The following is a 15,527-nucleotide window of genomic DNA, read 5'->3' on the forward strand; positions in this document are numbered from 1 at the left end:
AAGCCGGCTCCCACAGGTATTTGCAGCGCTGCGAGTCCCTGTGGGAGCCGGCTTGCCGGCGATGAGGCCCGCTGATCAGCAACTTCAAGATGTGCGCACGAAAGAATCAGCGTTTATCCCAGACCTCGAAGTGGTAAGCCGGCCCCTCGCCTTGCGCTGGCTGTGGGTCACTGGATACCAGCTGCCACTGGGCCAGGTCGAACTCGGGGAACCACGCATCCCCCTCCGGGCGCAGCTCCACGCGGGTCAGGTACATGCGGCTGACCAGGCCCTTGTCCAGCGCCTGCCCATAGAGCTGCGCGCCGCCGATCAGCATCAACTCGTCGACGCCCTGCTCCAGCGCCCACTGCTCGGCACGTTCCAGCGCCGCTTCCAGCGAAGCGAACACCTCGGCACCCGCCAGCTGCAGCCCCGGCTGGCGGCTGACCACGATATTCAACCGCCCCGGCAGTGGCCGGCCCAGCGAATCCCAGGTCTTGCGACCCATGATGATCGGCTTGCCCAGGGTCGTGGCCTTGAAGTACTTGAAATCCCCCGGCAGGTGCCAGGGCATGGAGTTGTCGATGCCGATCACGCGGTTCTCGGCATGCGCCGCGATCAGGCTCAGAGGAAGTGATGTATTCATGCCCGCGAGGATAGCACCCGGCGTGTGAGTTATGCTTCTGCCCTGAACCGTGCAATGGAAGACCTTGTGACTGCACTGACTCCCCTGGACAAACGCTGGCTCACCGAAGCGGTGCGCCTGCGCGAGGAACACGCAGGCCTCCTGGAGGACCAGGAAGCCAACCGCCGCGCCCGCCAGCAGGGCGGCGAACTGGCGGCGCGTATCGAAGCCCGCGCACTGTTCCTCGCCGAACGTGACGGCATCAGCAGTGCCTTGAGCCATTGGAAGCAAGGCGCACGCCTGGCGCTGCTGGCGCTGATGCTGATGGCCGTGCTCAGCGGCGCCGGCCTGGCCTTTGCCGCCCTGGGTGACGGGCAACGCCCGGTCAACGTGTTCTGGGCCCTGGGCAGCCTGCTCGGGGTGAACCTGTTGATGCTGCTTGGCTGGGTCGCTGGCCTGGCCATGAGCAGCGAACAGGGCGCCAGCCTGGGTCGCCTGTGGTTATGGCTGAGCGAACGCTTCGCCCGCGACGCCAAGGCCGCGCACCTGGCGCCAGCGCTGCTGGTGCTGTTGCAACGCCAGCGCTTGAATCGCTGGCTGCTCGGTGCGCTGGTGCACGGCCTGTGGCTGCTGGCGATGCTCAGCGCGCTGGTGCTGTTGCTGGCCTTGCTTGCCACCCGGCGCTATGGCTTCGTCTGGGAAACTACCCTGCTCGCCGCCGAGCCGTTCATTCAACTGACTCGGGCCCTCGGTGCCCTGCCCTCGCTGCTCGGCTTCGCCGTACCCGACGAGGCCATGATCCGCGCCAGCGGCGACACCTTGCCGGCGCTGGACCTCGCCCGCCAGGCGTGGGCCAGCTGGCTGCTCGGTGTGGTCGTGGTCTATGGCCTGCTGCCTCGCCTGCTCCTGTTCGGCCTGTGCCTGTGGCGTTGGCGCCAGGGCCGCCAGCGCCTGACCCTGGACCTGAGCCTGCCGGGCTACGCGCAACTGCGCGAATCCTTGATGCCGCGCAGTGAACGCATTGGCGTGCAGGACGCCGCGCCCGAGGCATTGCCGCAATTCCAGGCCGGCCAGATGGACACCGACAGCAGTGGTGCCTTGCTGGTGGGCCTGGAGCTGGACGAGCAACATCCCTGGCCACCCGCCTTGCCCCATTCAGTGACCAACGCCGGCGTGCTCGACAGCCGCGAGTCGCGCAACAAACTGCTCGAACAACTCAGCCGCTTCCCCCCGGCGCGCCTGGCGATCGCCTGCGACCCCCGCCGCTCGCCAGACCGCGGCAGCCTGGCGTTGCTTGCGGAGCTGGCACGCAACGCTGGCGCCACCCGCATCTGGCTGCTCCAGCCAGCACCGGGCGAGGCCCTGGATGCCGAACGCCTGGGCGACTGGCACGAGGCGTTGGACCGTCTCGGCCTGCCCCATGCCGACACCTCGCCGCTGACCTGGCTGGAGCATGGCCATGACTGAGCCGCTGAAACTGGCCGTCGTCGGCCACACCAACGTCGGCAAGACCTCGCTGCTGCGCACCCTCACCCGCGACGTGGGCTTCGGCGAGGTGTCCCATCGGCCCAGCACCACGCGCCACGTGGAGGGCGCCCGCCTGTCGGTGGATGGCGAGCCGCTGCTGGAGCTCTACGACACGCCTGGCCTTGAAGACGCCATTGCCCTGCTCGACTACCTGGAGCGCCTGGAACGACCGGGCGAGCGTCTGGACGGTCCGGCCCGCCTCGAGCGCTTTCTGCAAGGCAGCGAAGCGCGCCAGCGTTTCGAGCAGGAGGCCAAGGTGCTGCGCCAACTGCTGGCGAGCAATGCCGGGCTGTACGTGATCGACGCGCGCGAGCCGGTGCTGGCCAAGTACCGTGACGAACTGGAAGTGTTGGCCAGTTGCGGCAAGCCGCTGCTGCCGGTGCTCAACTTCGTCGCCAGCAGCCAGCACCGCGAGCCGCAGTGGCGCGAAGCCCTGGCCCGCCTTGGCCTGCATGCGCTGGTGCGCTTCGACAGCGTGGCGCCGCCGGAAGATGGCGAGCGCCGCCTGTATGAAAGCCTCGCCCTGCTGCTGGAAGAGGCCCGCCCTGCGCTGCAACGGCTGATCGACGACCAGCAAGCGCAACGCCTGGCCCGTCAGCGCAGCGGCAAGCGCCTGATCGCCGAACTGCTGCTCGACTGCGCCGCCTGCCGGCGCAGCGTCACGGCCGAGCCGGCTGCCGAAGCCAAGGCCATCGAGGCGCTGCGCCAGGAAGTACGCCAACGCGAGCAACGCTGTGTCGAGGCGTTGCTCAAGCTCTATGCGTTCCGCCGCGAGGATGCCAACGCCGGCGACCTGCCGCTGCTCGACGGGCGTTGGGGCGATGACCTGTTCAACCCCGAAACCCTGAAGCTGCTGGGCGTGCGCCTGGGCAGCGGGGTGGCGGCAGGGGCGGCAGCTGGCGCGGGTGTCGATCTGCTGGTCGGTGGCCTGACTCTCGGTGCCGCCGCACTGGCCGGCGCCATCGCCGGTGGGGCGCTGCAGACGGCGCGCAACTATGGTTCGAGGTTGATGGGCAAGCTCAAGGGCGAGCGCGAGTTGACCGTGGACGACAACGTGCTGCGCCTGCTCGCCCTGCGCCAGCAGCAGTTGATGGTGGCGCTGGAAAACCGTGGGCATGCGGCGCAAGACAGCATTCGGCTGGGGCCACTGGATGAGAAGGCCTGGCGCGAGGGCAAGCTGCCCGAGGCCTTGAGCAAGGCCCGGGCGCACCCGCAGTGGTCGACGCTCAACCCCGGGGCGCGGGTGAATCAGGCGGAGCGGCAGGAGCAATTGGAGGCGCTGGTTCTGCAGATTTGAGCTTGTCTGCCAGGGCCTCTTCGCGGGGCAAGCCCGCTCCCACAGGTATCCCACTGTCATTGAGATGAGTGAGGTACCTGTGGGAGCGGGCTTGCCCCGCGAAGAGGCCGGCACAGACACCCGACAACTCAGAGCAACGCCAACGCCTTGCCCTTGAGCAGCGCCAGATCGATCACCGGCACGCCCACCTCCTTGGCCTGCTCATCCCACTCGCGCATCCGCAAACTCACCCCGAACAGCGGCCCCTGTTCGAACGCATCCGCCTCGGCCTCCGTCATCACCCCACCCTGATACTCCAAGGTCCGCCGGCTCGCCTCGCTCAGCCGTGCGTAATACCCCGGCTGGCGCAACGTCAGGTAACGCTTGGCCTCCACGTGATACTGCACCAGCAGCGCCATGCGCTCACTGAACCCACAGCGGCGCAGGTATTGGGCACCGATGCGTTCATGGCTGACCACGCCATAACCGCCCATGTCCCCCTCGCCGCCACACAGGTGGCCGATATCGTGGAAGAACGCGGCCAGTACCACTTCGTCGTCGAAGCCCTCGGCCATGGCCAGTTGCGCGGCCTGGGACATGTGTTCGAGCTGGGTGATGGCTTCGCCGATGTAGTCGTCGCTGCCGTGGCGTTCATAGAGGGCGAAGGTGTTGTCGATGACCTGGTCGGGGGTGAGCATCGATTGGATTTCCTCAGGTGAAATTTAAGGTGCCTGTCAGTCCCTATCGCCGGCAAGCCGGCTCCCACTGGGATAGCGTAGGCCAACGCTGTTCCTGTGGGAGCCCCACAGGGATAGCGTAGCCACCACTGTTCCTGTGGGAGCCGGCTTGCCGGCGATCGAGGCCGAAGGCCTCGCAGCGCTTACTGCTGCGCCACTTTCTCCGACTTGCCGTCATAGCGCTTGCGCCACTCGGTCAGAATCTCGTCACGATTTTTCGAAGCCCAGGCAAAGTCGTTCTTGATCAGTCGCTGCTCATAGTCAGCCGGCAATTCCGTCTGCGGCTTGGCGATGCCGGGCGCTGCGAGTACGGCGAAGTTCTCCTTGTACAACTCCATGGCGGCGGGGCTGGCCGAGAAGTCGGCCAGGCGCTTGGCCGCCTCGGCGTTGGACGAGCCCTTGATCACGGCAGTGGCCTCGATCTCCCAGCCCAGGCCTTCCTTCGGCAAAACGATCTCCAGCGGCGCACCCTGGCGCTTGAGCTGCACCGCCGGGTACTCGAACGAGATACCGATCGGGAACTCGCCGGCCGCCGCCAGCTTGCAGGGCTTGGATCCCGAATGGACGTACTGCCCGATGTTCTGGTGCAGGGCGTCCATGTAAGCCCAGCCCTGGGGTTCGCCAAAGGTCTGCAACCAGGCGCTCACATCGAGGAAACCGGTGCCGGACGAGGCCGGGTTGGGCATGACGATCTTGCCCTTGTACTCCGGCTTGGTCAGGTCCTGCCAGCTCACCGGCTTGCTCAGGCCCTGTTTCTCGGCCTCGATGGTGTTGAAGCAGAGGGTCGCGGCCCACACGTCCATGCCGACCCAGGCCGGCGGGTTGGCGTCGTCGCGGTAGTTGGCGGAAATCTTGCCCAGGTCCTTCGGCGCATAGGCTTCGAGCATGCCGTTCTGGTCGAGGATGGCCAGGCTGGAAGCGGCCAGGCCCCAGACCGCATCGGCCTGCGGGCGCTCTTTTTCGGCCAGCAGCTTGGCGGTGATGATACCGGTGGAGTCGCGTACCCACTTGATCTCGATATCAGGGTTGGCCTTTTCGAACGCCTGCTTGTAGCTCTTGAGCTGCTCGGCTTCCAGGGCGGTATACACGGTCAACTGGGTGCCGGCGGCCGAGGCCTGCAGGCTGAATACGGCGGATACGGCAGCGGCAAGTGCAAGGGGCTTGAACATGATGCGTTTCCTATCAGTGTGGGCAGTCGGTCAATGGCCGGCAGCGCGCTGGCGCCAGGCCTGGGAGCGGCGCAACAGGCCGCGTGAAGCGGCGGCCAGCAGCAAGGATGCAGCGGCGCTGGTCAGCAGGATCAGGGTGGACATGGCAGCAGCGCCGCCGACGTTGCCGGCATCGTCCATGTTCAGCACGGCGACGGCGGCAAGGATGGTGTCGGGGCTGTACAGGAAGATGGCCGCGGAGACGGTGGTCATCGCCGAGACGAACAGGTAGCGGATGATGTCCAGCAGCGCCGGCAGGCAGATGGGCACGGTGACCCGCACGAAGTGCTTGTACAGCGGCGCCTTGAGCGACAGCGCGGCCGCCTCGAACTCGCCGTCGAGCTGGCGCAGCGCGGTGGTCGCGGTCATCTGCGCGGTGGTCAGGTAATGGGCGATGGTGCACACCACCAGCAGCGCCATGCTGCCGTAGAACACATGCAGCGGGTTGCCGGTGAGGTTGAAGAAGAAGACATAGCCCAGGCCCAGCACCAGCCCCGGCACCGCCATGGGGATGAAGCTGAGCAGGCGCAGTGCCTGGTTGAGCAGGCGCTGGCCCTGGGTCTTCTCCATCAGGTAAGCGCCGGTGAAGATCACCAGGCTGCCGATCAGCGCGGTGGCGATGGCCATCGTCACGCTGTTGCGGTAGGCCAGCCAGCCGCCGCCCGCCGTGTCTTCGAACATGTAGTGCTTGAACGACAAGGTCAGGTTGTAGGGCCAGAAGGTGACCAGTGACGAGTACACCGCCATGCCGATCACCGTCAGCAGCGCCGCGCACACCAGCAGCACGATCGCCAGGAAGCAGGCATCACGGCCTCGCGACGGCTTGGGCTCGAACACCTGGGCACGGCCACTCATGGCATCGCCCTGGCGCCGACGCAACCAGGCATCGACGGCAAAGCTCAGCAGCGCGGGCACCAGCAGTACCATGCCGATCAATGCACCACGGCCGAACTGCTGCTGCCCCACCACCGCCTTGTACGCCTCCAGCGCCAAGACCTGGTAGTCGCCGCCGACCACGACCGGCACGCCGAAGTCGGTGATGGTCAGGGTGAACACCAGGCAGAACGCGGCGAACACGGCCTGGCGCGTGGCCGGCCAGGTGATGCTGCGAAACGCTCGCCAAGGCCCTGCGCCCATGCTCGACGCCGCATCGAACAGCCGCCCATCGGCCAGCGACAGGGCCGAGAGCAGGATCATCAGCGCATGGGGGAAGGTGTAGATGGCCTCGCCCAGGACAATGCCCCAGAAGCCGTAGATGTTGTCGTGCAGCAGCCCGCGCAACAGCCCTTGGTTACCAAACAGGTAGACCAGAGCGATGGCCGGCAGCATCGACGGCGCCAGCAACGGCAGCAGCGAAATGCCCCGCCACAGGCCCTTGGCCGGGATCAGCGTGCGCTGCAGGGCATAGGCGAACAGGTAGGCCAGCGGCACCACGATGGCAGCGACGCTGAAGGCCACGCTGAGGCTGTTGCCGAGCAGCCAGTGGAAGTTGTCGCTGGCGAACAGCTCACGGGCCGCGAGCAGGCCACCGCCCTGGCCGGCATCACCACTGAATCCGCGCCAGAAAATCGCCAGCAGCGGCATCAGCACCGCCAGCAGAAGGAGGATCAGCAGCAGGCTCTTGCCACCGACGACGAACAGGCGATCACCCAGCGCGACATCACTGCGCGATGCGCGCTTGGCCTCGGTGAGCGGCAGGGACATTGGCGCGGCCATCTCAGGCAAACACCTGCAGGCTCTGTGGCGGCAGCGCCACCCAGATGTCCTGCGAGCCCAGGCGCGGCATGGCTTCTGGGGCCAGCTCGGCGAGCAGGGCGTGGCCCGGCAAGGCCTGCAGTTCGAAGCTCATGCGGCAGCGGTTGCCGAGGAAGGTGATCTCGCGCACTTTCGCCGGGAACAGGTTTTCTTCGTGCACGACCGGGTTGACCGTGATCGCCTCCGGGCGGCAGAACAACCGGCCACTGCTGGCCCGTGGGGCGCCGGCGGCCAGGCGCATGTTCATGGCGCCGACCTGGGCGTGGCTGTCGCCGTTGCGCTGGAACGGCAGCCAGTTGCCTTGGCCGACGAACTCGGCCACGAACGGCGTGGCCGGCTGGTCGTAGATTTCCTGCGGGGTGGCGTATTGCTCGACCTGGCCGTTGTTCATCACGGCGATGCGGTCGGCCATGAGCATGGCTTCATCCTGGTTGTGGGTCACCATCAGCGTGGTGATGCCCAGCTGGCGTTGCAGCTGGCGCAGCTCGGTGCACAGGTGCTCTCGCACACGGGCATCGAGCGCCGACATCGGCTCATCCAACAGCAACAGCGACGGCGCCGGGGCCAGCGCACGGGCCAGGGCCACACGCTGCTGCTGGCCGCCGGAGAGCTGGCCGGGGTATTTCTTCTCGCTGCCGGCCAGGCCCACCAGTTCAAGCATCTCGGCCACACGCTGGCGGCTCTGCTCACGGCTGCTGCCGGTCAGGCCATAGGCGATGTTGGCTTCGACGGTGAGGTTGGGGAACAGGGCGTAGGACTGGAACAGGATGCCGTAGTCACGGGCCTGGGGCGGCAGCTCGGAGATATCGCGCTCGCCGATGTACAGCGTGCCACGGTCCTGGCGTTCGAGGCCGGCGATGCAGCGCAGCAGGGTGGTCTTGCCGCAGCCAGAAGGGCCGAGCAGGCAGACCAGCTCGCCGGCGGCGATGTCCAGGGAGACATCGTTCAGCGCCGTGAAAGCGCCGAAACGCTTGTGGATACCGCGCACTTTCATTTGTGCGCCTGGGGTGGCGTGGTTCATGGCAAGGCCTCATCGAAGAGATGGGGCCATGCTAGGAAGGCTGTGCGAAGGTTCTGTGGCTTTAGGGCAAAAGCGGGTGATAGTGGTATAGGCAGATTTTGTATTGGCCTTGCTGGCCTCTTCGCGGGACAAGCCCGCTCCCACAGGAACTATGCAGCCCTCAAGGACAACGCTGAACCTGTGGGAGCGGGCTTGCCCCGCGAAGAAGCCACCGCAGTCCGTCAGAACTGCGAACCAGAGACTTCCTGCGCCACCCCAAGAAACGCCGCCGGCAACCGCGCCTGGCGCCGCTCCTTCAGGCAATACAGGTACTCATGCATCACCGGCGCATTCTCCAGCGTCAGCACCCGCAGTTCGGAGTTGTGCGGCACCTCATGCCGGGCAATCACACTGATGCCGATATTGCGCAGCACCGCCTCGCGGATCGACTCGCGGCTGCCGATCTCCAGCAAGGCCCCGGCCTTCACCCCGGCCTCCTGCAGCATCTGCTCGGTCAGCTTGCGGGTGGTCGAGCCCTTTTCCCGCATCAGCAGGCAATGCCCTGCCACCACGTCGATGGACACTGTCTGGCGGTGCGCCAGCGGATGATTGCGGTGCACCGCCACCACCAGCGGGTCGGTGCCCAGCACCCGCCGCACCAGGCGGGCATCTTCGAGCAGCTGGGACGAGGCGGCGATATCGACGCGGTAGTCTTCGAGCATCTCCAGCACCTGCTGGGAGTTGCCGATCTCCACCGCCACTTCCACCTGCGGCAGGCGCTCGCGGAAGATCTTCACCAGATCGAGGACGTAATACGGCGCGGTAGCAGCGATACGCAGGCTGCCCTGGGCATGGCCGCTGTTGCGCAGCTCGAACTCGATATCGGCCTCCTGCTGCAGGAGTGCCTTGACCATCGGCAGCAGGCGCACGCCCTCTTCACTCAGCACCAGGCGCCGGCCGCCACGGTAGAACAGCTCCACGGCGTACTGGCTCTCCAGGTTGCGAATCTGGGTGGTCACCGTGGGCTGGCTGAGCCCGAGCTTCTTGGCCGCCAGGGTGATGCTGCCCAGGCGGGCCACCATGTAGAAGGCTTTGAGCTCGGCACTCAGCATTGCAGGACCTCTGTTGCGCGCAGCCTGCGCTACTTGCGCAACAGCCGCAGACCGTTGAATACCACCAGCAGACTCACGCCCATGTCGGCGAACACCGCCATCCACAGGGTCGCCATGCCGGCAAAGGTGATCGCCAGGAACAGCGCCTTGATGCCCAACGCCAGAACGATGTTCTGCGTCAGGATCGCCGCACTTTGGCGCGACAGCCTGACGAACGCCGGGATTTTGCGCAAGTCGTCATCCATTAGCGCCACGTCGGCCGTTTCGATCGCGGTGTCGGTCCCGGCAGCGGCCATGGCAAAGCCGATTTCGGCGCGGGCCAGGGCCGGCGCGTCGTTGATGCCATCACCGACCATGCCGACGCGGTGGCCCTGGGCATACAACTGCTCGATGGTGGCCAGCTTGTCGGCGGGCAGCAGGTTGCCTTCGGCACGGTCGATGCCGACCTGGGCGGCGATGGCCTCGGCGGTGTGGGGATTGTCGCCAGTGAGCATGACAGTCTTGATGCCCAGCGCGTGCAATTCGGCGATGGCCTGGCGGCTGCTGTCCTTGACCGTGTCGGCCACGGCGAACAGCGCCAGCGGGCCGGAACGGTCGAGCAGCAGCACCACGGTCTTGCCCTGGCGCTCCAGCATATCGAGCTGCGCTTCGAGCTCGGGTGAGCACAGGCCAAGCTCTTCGACCAGGCGGTGATTACCCAGGTGATAGGTTTCGCCGTCGATGTCACCGCGCACGCCGCGGCCGGCCAGGGCGGCAAACGCGCTGACTTCGCTCAGCGGCAGGTTCTGCGCCTTGGCGAACTGGGCAATGGCCCCCGACACCGGGTGGTCGGAGCGTGCGGCCAGGCTTGCCGCCAGGGCTTGGGCACGGCCTTCGAACAACGGTTCCAGCACCGTGGCGTCGGTTTGCACCGGCTTGCCGTGGGTGATGGTGCCGGTCTTGTCCAGGGCCAGGTAATCGAGCTTGCGCCCGCCCTCCAGGTAGACGCCGCCCTTGATCAGGATACCCTTGCGCGCCGCGGCGGCCAGACCGCTGACGATGGTCACCGGGGTCGAGATCACCAGTGCGCACGGGCAAGCCACCACCAGCAGCACAAGCGCGCGGTAGATCCAGTCGAACCAGGCGCCGGCCATGAACAGCGGGGGGATGATCGCCACGGCCAGGGCCAGCGCGAACACCACCGGGGTGTAGATGCGCGAAAAGGTATCGACGAAGCGCTGGGTGGGCGCCCGCGCGCCTTGGGCCTCCTCGACGGCTTTGATGATGCGCGCCAGGGTGGATTGCCCGGCGCCGGCCGTCACGCGGTACTCCAGGGCGCCGGCCTGGTTGATGGTGCCGGCGAACAGCTTGTCGCCAACGGCCTTCTCGACAGGCAGGCTTTCGCCGGTGATCGGCGCCTGATCGACGCTGGATTGCCCACTGACCACCTCGCCATCGAGGCCGATGCGTTCACCCGGACGCACCCGCACGCGAGCACCGATGGCTACGTCGCGCACCTCCACGTCCTGCCATTGGCCGTCCGCCTGCTGCACCGTGGCCATGTCCGGGGTCAGCTGCATCAGGCCGCCGATGGCATTGCGCGCACGGTCGAGGGAGCGCGCTTCGATCAGTTCGGCGAGGGTGAACAGCACCATGACCATGGCCGCTTCTGGCCACTGGCCGATCAGCACCGCGCCGGTCACGGCAATGCTCATCAGCGCGTTGATGTTGAGGTTGCGGTTCTTCAGGGCAATCCAGCCCTTCTTGTAGGTACCCAGGCCGCAGCCGAGGATCGCCGCCAGCGCCAGTGCGGCGACCAGCCATTCGGGTGCCAGCACGCTGAAGTGCACGACCTCCGCCGCGACTGCGGCAAGGCCGGACAACGCCAAGGGCCACCAACGGGTCTTGCTCGGCTCGGCAGCCTTGTCCTCACCCTCCGCAGCCAAGGGCTCGGCCTTCATGCCGAGGCTTTCGATGGCCCGCTCGATCTCGAGGGTGCCCGCAAAGGTATGGTGCACGCCCAGCACGCGGTTGATCAGGTTGAACTCCAGCTGCTCGATGCCGGCCAGCTTGCCGAGCTTGTCCTGGATCAGGGTCTGCTCGGTGGGGCAGTCCATGGCTTGAATGCGAAAGCGGCTGAGCTGCGCCTTGCCACTGGCCTTTTCGGTCAGTTGCACCAAGGCGGGCGCGGCTTTGGCGCCGCAGCAGCTGTGGGCGTGGTCATGCGCGTGCTTGTGTTCGTGGCTGACAGGCTGGTTCATGGGGTCATCCTTAATGTGCGCCTGTTGCCAAGTGAACACCCTGTAGCCACTATAGGGTCAAGCCACCTGCTGGAGAATGTGCCATGAAGATCGGAGAGCTGGCCAAGGCCACCGACTGCGCCGTGGAGACCATCCGCTACTACGAGCGTGAGCAACTGTTGCCGGAACCGGCACGTACCGACGGCAACTATCGGCTCTACACCCAGGCCCATGTCGAGCGGCTGACCTTTATTCGCAACTGCCGCACGCTGGACATGACCCTCGATGAAATCCGCAGCCTGTTACGCCTGCGCGACAGCCCTGAAGGGTCGTGCGGCAGCGTCAATGCGTTGATCGATGAGCATATCGAGCATGTACAGGCGCGGATCGATGGGCTGGTGGCGCTGCAGGCGCAGCTGGTGGAATTGCGCCAGCGCTGCAATGCGCAAGGGGCGGAATGCGCGATCTTGCAGCAGCTTGAGGTGAACGGGGCGGTGTCGGTGCCCGATACCGAGCATTCACATGTGGGGCGTAGTCACGGGCATTGATCCGGCGATAGGGCCAATGAGATCAAACAGCCATGGGCGCGGTCATCGGCGCGTGGTGCTCGTAACCTTCCAGGCTGAAATCGCTCGGCTCGATCTTCTCCAGCCACTCCGGCTCGTACTTGCCAGTCTTGGCGAAGTCCGGCACGCGGTCACTGATCACCAGCTTCGGCGCTTCCAGCGGCTCGCGCTTGAGCTGCTCATTGAGCATGTCCAGGTGGTTTTCATACACATGGGCATCGCCGATGAAGTAGGTGAACCAGCGCGGGGTGTAACCGGTGAGGCGGCCGAACAGCGACAGCAGCGCCGCGCCTTCGGTGAGGTTGAACGGCGTGCCCAGGCCCAGGTCGTTGGAGCGGATGTAGAGGGTCAGGGAAATTTCCTTGGTCTCGACATTCGGGTGGAACTGGTACAGCAAGTGGCACGGCGGCAGAGCCATTTCGTCCAGTTGCGCGCAGTTCCAGCCGTGGAACAGGATGCGCCGGCTGCCCGGGTCGTTGGCGATGGTGTCCAGGCACTGGCGCACCTGGTCGATGGCCTTGTACAGGATGACGAACGCCTGGCCGTCTTCCTCGTCCTGGGCGATCTTGCGAAAGCCTGCTTTCTCGGCCATCTCGATGGCCGCCGGGTTGCTCAGCGGGATGCGCTTGTAACCTGGCCACTGACGCCACTGCACGCCGTAGATCTCGCCCAGGTCGTCATGCCCCTGGCGGAACGGATTGGCCAGCCACTGGGCGTTCTCGTTGGCGTTCTGGTCCCACACCTTGCAGCCCAGCTCGCGGAATTCTCCGGCGTTCTTCACGCCACGCAGGAAGCCGACCATCTCGCCGATCGCCGACTTGAACGCCAGCTTGCGCGTGGTGATGGCCGGGAAGCCTTTTTGCAGGTCGAAGCGCAGCATGGCCCCTGGCAGGCTGATGGTGCGGATGCCGGTGCGATTGCCTTGCAGCGTGCCGTTTTCGATGACGTCGCGGACCAGATCTAGATACTGTTTCATGGCTTACCTGTAACAAGAACGGCAGGGGGATCGCCCCTGCCGTGAGAATCATACGGCGGGTTTTGCCGTGGGTTTACGGTTGTAGGCCAACCAGATCAGGAAGATGCCGCCGACGATCATCGGCAAACAGAGCAACTGACCCATGGTCAACCAGCCGAAGGCGATGTAGCCGAGTTGGGCATCGGGCACCCGCACGAACTCTACGATGAAGCGGAAAATACCGTAGAACAGCGCGAACATGCCGGAGACGGCCATGGTCGGGCGCGTTTTGCGCGAGTACAACCAAAGAATCACGAATAATGCCACACCTTCCAGGGCGAACTGGTACAGCTGCGACGGATGACGCGGCAGCTGGGCGGGGTCGCTGAACGGTGGGAAGACCATTGCCCAAGGCACATCGGTGGCCTTGCCCCACAGTTCGGCGTTGATGAAGTTGCCGATACGCCCGGCACCGAGGCCGATCGGCACCAGCGGCGCGACGAAGTCCATCAGCTCGAAGAACGACTTGTTGTTGCGCTTGCCGAACCACAAGGCCGCCAGCATCACGCCAATGAAGCCGCCATGGAACGACATGCCGCCTTTCCACACTTCGAAGATCAGCGTCGGGTTGGCCAGGTAGGCGTGCAGGTCGTAGAACAGCACGTAACCCAGGCGTCCACCGACGATCACCCCCATCGACAACCAGAACACCAGGTCGGAGAGTTTCTCCCGCGACCAGGTAGGGTCGAAACGGTTGAGCCGGCGCGAGGCGAGCAGCCAGGCGCCACCGATGCCGATCAGGTACATCAGGCCGTACCAGTGGATTTTCAGCGGCCCGATGGCCACGGCCACGGGATCTATCTGCGGGTAAGGCAGCATGGATATTCCTCTTGGTTCAAATCAGGAAGCTCAGCCCGACGCAGAACAGCAGCGCGGCGAACAGGCGCTTGAGCAGGCGCGGCGACAGCTTGTGTGCCAGGCGCGCGCCGAAGCGGGCGAAAAACATGCTGGTGACGGCAATGCCGACCAGCGCCGGCAGGTAGACATAACCCACGCTGTGGGCGGGCAGGTGCGTTTCGTCCCAGCCCAGCCACATGAAACTGAGGGCGCTCGCCACGGCGATCGGCAGCCCGCAGGCCGACGATGTCGCCACCGCCTGCTGCATGGGCAGGCTGCGCCAGGTCAGGAACGGCACGGTCAGCGAGCCACCGCCGATACCGAAGATCGCCGAGGCCCAGCCGATCACGCCGCCTGCGCCGATCAGCGCGGGTTTGCCGGGCACGCCGCGGCTGGCCTTGGGCTTGAGATCCAGGGCCATCTGCGCGGCGACGATCAGGGCGAACACACCGATGATCTTTTGCAGCTGCGGCCCCTGGATCAGCGAGGCGGTCTTGGCGCCGATACCGGCGCCAAGCAGGATGCCGACGGTCATCCAGGCGAAGATCGGCCATTGCACCGCGCCCTTGCGATTGTGCTCGAGCACGGCGTTGATCGAGGTGAAGACGATGGTCGCCAGCGAGGTACCCACTGCCAGGTGGGTCAGTACCGATGCATCGAAGCCCTGCAAGGTGAAACTGAACACCAGCACCGGCACGATGATGATGCCGCCGCCCACACCGAACAGCCCGGCCAGCACGCCCGCACAGGCGCCCAGCAGCAGATAGAGTGCGAACTCCATTCGTCGTCCCCGAGAAAAACAATCCGGCATGGTAACGGAAGCCGGCCTCGGGGCTCTAGTGAACTCTGCGTCAGGATGGAACGCCTGCGCCACAGTGGGTAGAGTGGCGAAAAACACAGAGGCTCAACCTATGTGCCTGATCGTATTCGCCTGGCGGCCGGGGCATGCCCTGCCGCTGATCGTCGCGGCCAACCGCGACGAGTTCTATGCCCGGCCGACGCAGGCCCTGGCAGCGTGGGAGGATGCGCCTGGCGTGCACGCCGGGCGTGACCTGGAGGCAGGCGGTACCTGGCTGGGCGTGGGGCCGCAAGGGCGGTTCGCGGCGTTGACCAACATCCGTGACCCTGGGCAGCCGCTTGGACCGCGCAGCCGCGGTGAGCTGGTGGCGGGGTTCCTGCAGGGGGAATTTGGGGTCGAGCGCTATCTCGACCACGTCGCTAGCCGCAGCGCGCTGTATTCGGGGTTCAACCTGCTGGTGGGGGATGGGCGCCAACTGGGCTACCTGCATGGCCGTGAAGCCACACCGCGACTGCTCCAGGCTGGGGTGTACGGACTTTCCAATGCCGGGCTGGATACGCCGTGGCCGAAGCTTGTGAAGGCGCGCGAAGGGTTGGAGGGTTTGCTGGGGTCTGCGGATCCGCAGCGGTTGCTGGCTTTGCTGGCCGATGCCGAGCCGGCGGCGGAGAGCGAGTTGCCGGAGACCGGTGTGGGCCTGGTCACCGAGAAGCTGCTGTCGAGTGTGTTCATTGCCAGCCAGAATTATGGGACTCGGGCCAGTACGGTGCTGATTGTGGATGATCAAGGGAAAAGGCGACTGATCGAGCGCAGTTTCGGTCCCTTTGGTGGGCACTTGGGAGAAGTCGAGATCATCGCCTGACAGTACCGGCCCT

The 15,527-nt window shown here is 65.7% G+C and carries 14 protein-coding genes; 4 read left to right on the forward strand and 10 right to left on the reverse strand.

What is annotated here, in order from left to right; all coding sequences use genetic code 11:
- Positions 1-106 precede the first annotated feature (106 nt).
- A complete protein-coding gene (locus PMI38_RS09625; RefSeq protein WP_008093244.1) occupies positions 107-625 on the reverse strand; it encodes a dihydrofolate reductase in 519 nt (172 codons plus the stop codon).
- A gap of 54 nt (positions 626-679) precedes the next feature.
- On the opposite strand from PMI38_RS09625, the gene PMI38_RS09630 reads away from it, so the two are divergent.
- Together PMI38_RS09630 and PMI38_RS09635 are read left to right on the forward strand one after the other, a co-directional pair.
- On the forward strand, positions 680-2,071 hold the full coding sequence (locus PMI38_RS09630; RefSeq protein WP_008093247.1) for a DUF2868 domain-containing protein: 1,392 nt from the start codon (positions 680-682) through the stop codon (positions 2,069-2,071).
- Positions 2,064-3,428 (forward strand): GTPase/DUF3482 domain-containing protein, encoded by a 1,365-nt coding sequence (locus PMI38_RS09635; RefSeq protein ID WP_008093248.1) that lies wholly within the window; start codon positions 2,064-2,066, stop codon positions 3,426-3,428. The genes PMI38_RS09630 and PMI38_RS09635 overlap by 8 nt, the downstream gene beginning before the upstream one ends.
- A gap of 128 nt (positions 3,429-3,556) precedes the next feature.
- Here the strand turns inward: PMI38_RS09635 and PMI38_RS09640 are convergent, their stop codons facing one another.
- From PMI38_RS09640 to PMI38_RS09665, 6 genes are all read right to left on the reverse strand, one after another.
- Entirely contained in the window at positions 3,557-4,105 is a 549-nt protein-coding gene (locus tag PMI38_RS09640; RefSeq protein WP_008093250.1) for a phosphonate degradation HD-domain oxygenase, read from the reverse strand.
- Positions 4,106-4,287: 182 nt separating this feature from the next.
- Positions 4,288-5,313 carry a putative 2-aminoethylphosphonate ABC transporter substrate-binding protein gene (locus PMI38_RS09645; RefSeq protein ID WP_008093251.1) on the reverse strand — a complete coding sequence of 342 codons (1,026 nt, stop codon included), beginning with the start codon at positions 5,311-5,313 and terminating at the stop codon, positions 4,288-4,290.
- Between the two features lie 30 nt (positions 5,314-5,343).
- Complete coding sequence (locus PMI38_RS09650; protein WP_043273333.1) at positions 5,344-7,068, reverse strand: putative 2-aminoethylphosphonate ABC transporter permease subunit; 1,725 nt, start codon at positions 7,066-7,068, stop codon at positions 5,344-5,346.
- A 1-nt stretch (position 7,069) separates the two neighbouring features.
- Positions 7,070-8,128 (reverse strand): putative 2-aminoethylphosphonate ABC transporter ATP-binding protein, encoded by a 1,059-nt coding sequence (locus tag PMI38_RS09655; RefSeq protein WP_008093253.1) that lies wholly within the window; start codon positions 8,126-8,128, stop codon positions 7,070-7,072.
- Positions 8,129-8,349: 221 nt separating this feature from the next.
- Positions 8,350-9,219 (reverse strand): LysR family transcriptional regulator, encoded by an 870-nt coding sequence (locus PMI38_RS09660; RefSeq protein WP_008093254.1) that lies wholly within the window; start codon positions 9,217-9,219, stop codon positions 8,350-8,352.
- A gap of 29 nt (positions 9,220-9,248) precedes the next feature.
- Positions 9,249-11,459, reverse strand: coding sequence for a heavy metal translocating P-type ATPase (locus tag PMI38_RS09665; RefSeq protein ID WP_008093255.1), 2,211 nt, complete (start codon positions 11,457-11,459; stop codon positions 9,249-9,251).
- 83 nt (positions 11,460-11,542) lie between these two features.
- On the opposite strand from PMI38_RS09665, the gene cadR reads away from it, so the two are divergent.
- Positions 11,543-11,986: a cadmium resistance transcriptional regulator CadR gene (cadR, locus tag PMI38_RS09670; protein ID WP_008093256.1), complete on the forward strand. Its 444-nt coding sequence runs from the start codon at positions 11,543-11,545 to the stop codon at positions 11,984-11,986.
- 22 nt (positions 11,987-12,008) lie between these two features.
- Here cadR and PMI38_RS09675 read toward each other — a convergent pair whose 3' ends face one another.
- The 3 genes from PMI38_RS09675 to PMI38_RS09685 are packed head-to-tail and all read right to left on the reverse strand — an operon-like array spanning position 12,009 to position 14,637.
- Positions 12,009-12,980 (reverse strand): thymidylate synthase, encoded by a 972-nt coding sequence (locus tag PMI38_RS09675; RefSeq protein ID WP_008093257.1) that lies wholly within the window; start codon positions 12,978-12,980, stop codon positions 12,009-12,011.
- A gap of 48 nt (positions 12,981-13,028) precedes the next feature.
- Positions 13,029-13,838, reverse strand: a complete 810-nt coding sequence (gene lgt / locus PMI38_RS09680) for a prolipoprotein diacylglyceryl transferase (protein WP_008093258.1) — start codon at positions 13,836-13,838, stop codon at positions 13,029-13,031.
- 16 nt (positions 13,839-13,854) lie between these two features.
- Positions 13,855-14,637, reverse strand: coding sequence for a sulfite exporter TauE/SafE family protein (locus tag PMI38_RS09685; protein ID WP_008093259.1), 783 nt, complete (start codon positions 14,635-14,637; stop codon positions 13,855-13,857).
- Positions 14,638-14,767: 130 nt separating this feature from the next.
- Between PMI38_RS09685 and PMI38_RS09690 the strand changes: the two genes are divergently transcribed.
- A complete protein-coding gene (locus PMI38_RS09690) occupies positions 14,768-15,514 on the forward strand; it encodes an NRDE family protein (protein ID WP_008093260.1) in 747 nt (248 codons plus the stop codon).
- Positions 15,515-15,527: the final 13 nt, after the last annotated feature.

The organism is Pseudomonas sp. GM84 (genome assembly GCF_000282535.1).
Classification (GTDB): domain Bacteria; phylum Pseudomonadota; class Gammaproteobacteria; order Pseudomonadales; family Pseudomonadaceae; genus Aquipseudomonas.

Coding starts and splice junctions, on each gene's coding strand:
- PMI38_RS09625 (WP_008093244.1), bottom strand. CDS start 625: ATGAATACATCACTTCCTCTGAGCCTGATCGCGGCGCATGCCGAGAAC.
- PMI38_RS09630 (WP_008093247.1), top strand. CDS start 680: ATGGAAGACCTTGTGACTGCACTGACTCCCCTGGACAAACGCTGGCTC.
- PMI38_RS09635 (WP_008093248.1), top strand. CDS start 2,064: ATGACTGAGCCGCTGAAACTGGCCGTCGTCGGCCACACCAACGTCGGC.
- PMI38_RS09640 (WP_008093250.1), bottom strand. CDS start 4,105: ATGCTCACCCCCGACCAGGTCATCGACAACACCTTCGCCCTCTATGAA.
- PMI38_RS09645 (WP_008093251.1), bottom strand. CDS start 5,313: ATGTTCAAGCCCCTTGCACTTGCCGCTGCCGTATCCGCCGTATTCAGC.
- PMI38_RS09650 (WP_043273333.1), bottom strand. CDS start 7,068: ATGGCCGCGCCAATGTCCCTGCCGCTCACCGAGGCCAAGCGCGCATCG.
- PMI38_RS09655 (WP_008093253.1), bottom strand. CDS start 8,128: ATGAACCACGCCACCCCAGGCGCACAAATGAAAGTGCGCGGTATCCAC.
- PMI38_RS09660 (WP_008093254.1), bottom strand. CDS start 9,219: ATGCTGAGTGCCGAGCTCAAAGCCTTCTACATGGTGGCCCGCCTGGGC.
- PMI38_RS09665 (WP_008093255.1), bottom strand. CDS start 11,459: ATGAACCAGCCTGTCAGCCACGAACACAAGCACGCGCATGACCACGCC.
- cadR (WP_008093256.1), top strand. CDS start 11,543: ATGAAGATCGGAGAGCTGGCCAAGGCCACCGACTGCGCCGTGGAGACC.
- PMI38_RS09675 (WP_008093257.1), bottom strand. CDS start 12,980: ATGAAACAGTATCTAGATCTGGTCCGCGACGTCATCGAAAACGGCACG.
- lgt (WP_008093258.1), bottom strand. CDS start 13,838: ATGCTGCCTTACCCGCAGATAGATCCCGTGGCCGTGGCCATCGGGCCG.
- PMI38_RS09685 (WP_008093259.1), bottom strand. CDS start 14,637: ATGGAGTTCGCACTCTATCTGCTGCTGGGCGCCTGTGCGGGCGTGCTG.
- PMI38_RS09690 (WP_008093260.1), top strand. CDS start 14,768: ATGTGCCTGATCGTATTCGCCTGGCGGCCGGGGCATGCCCTGCCGCTG.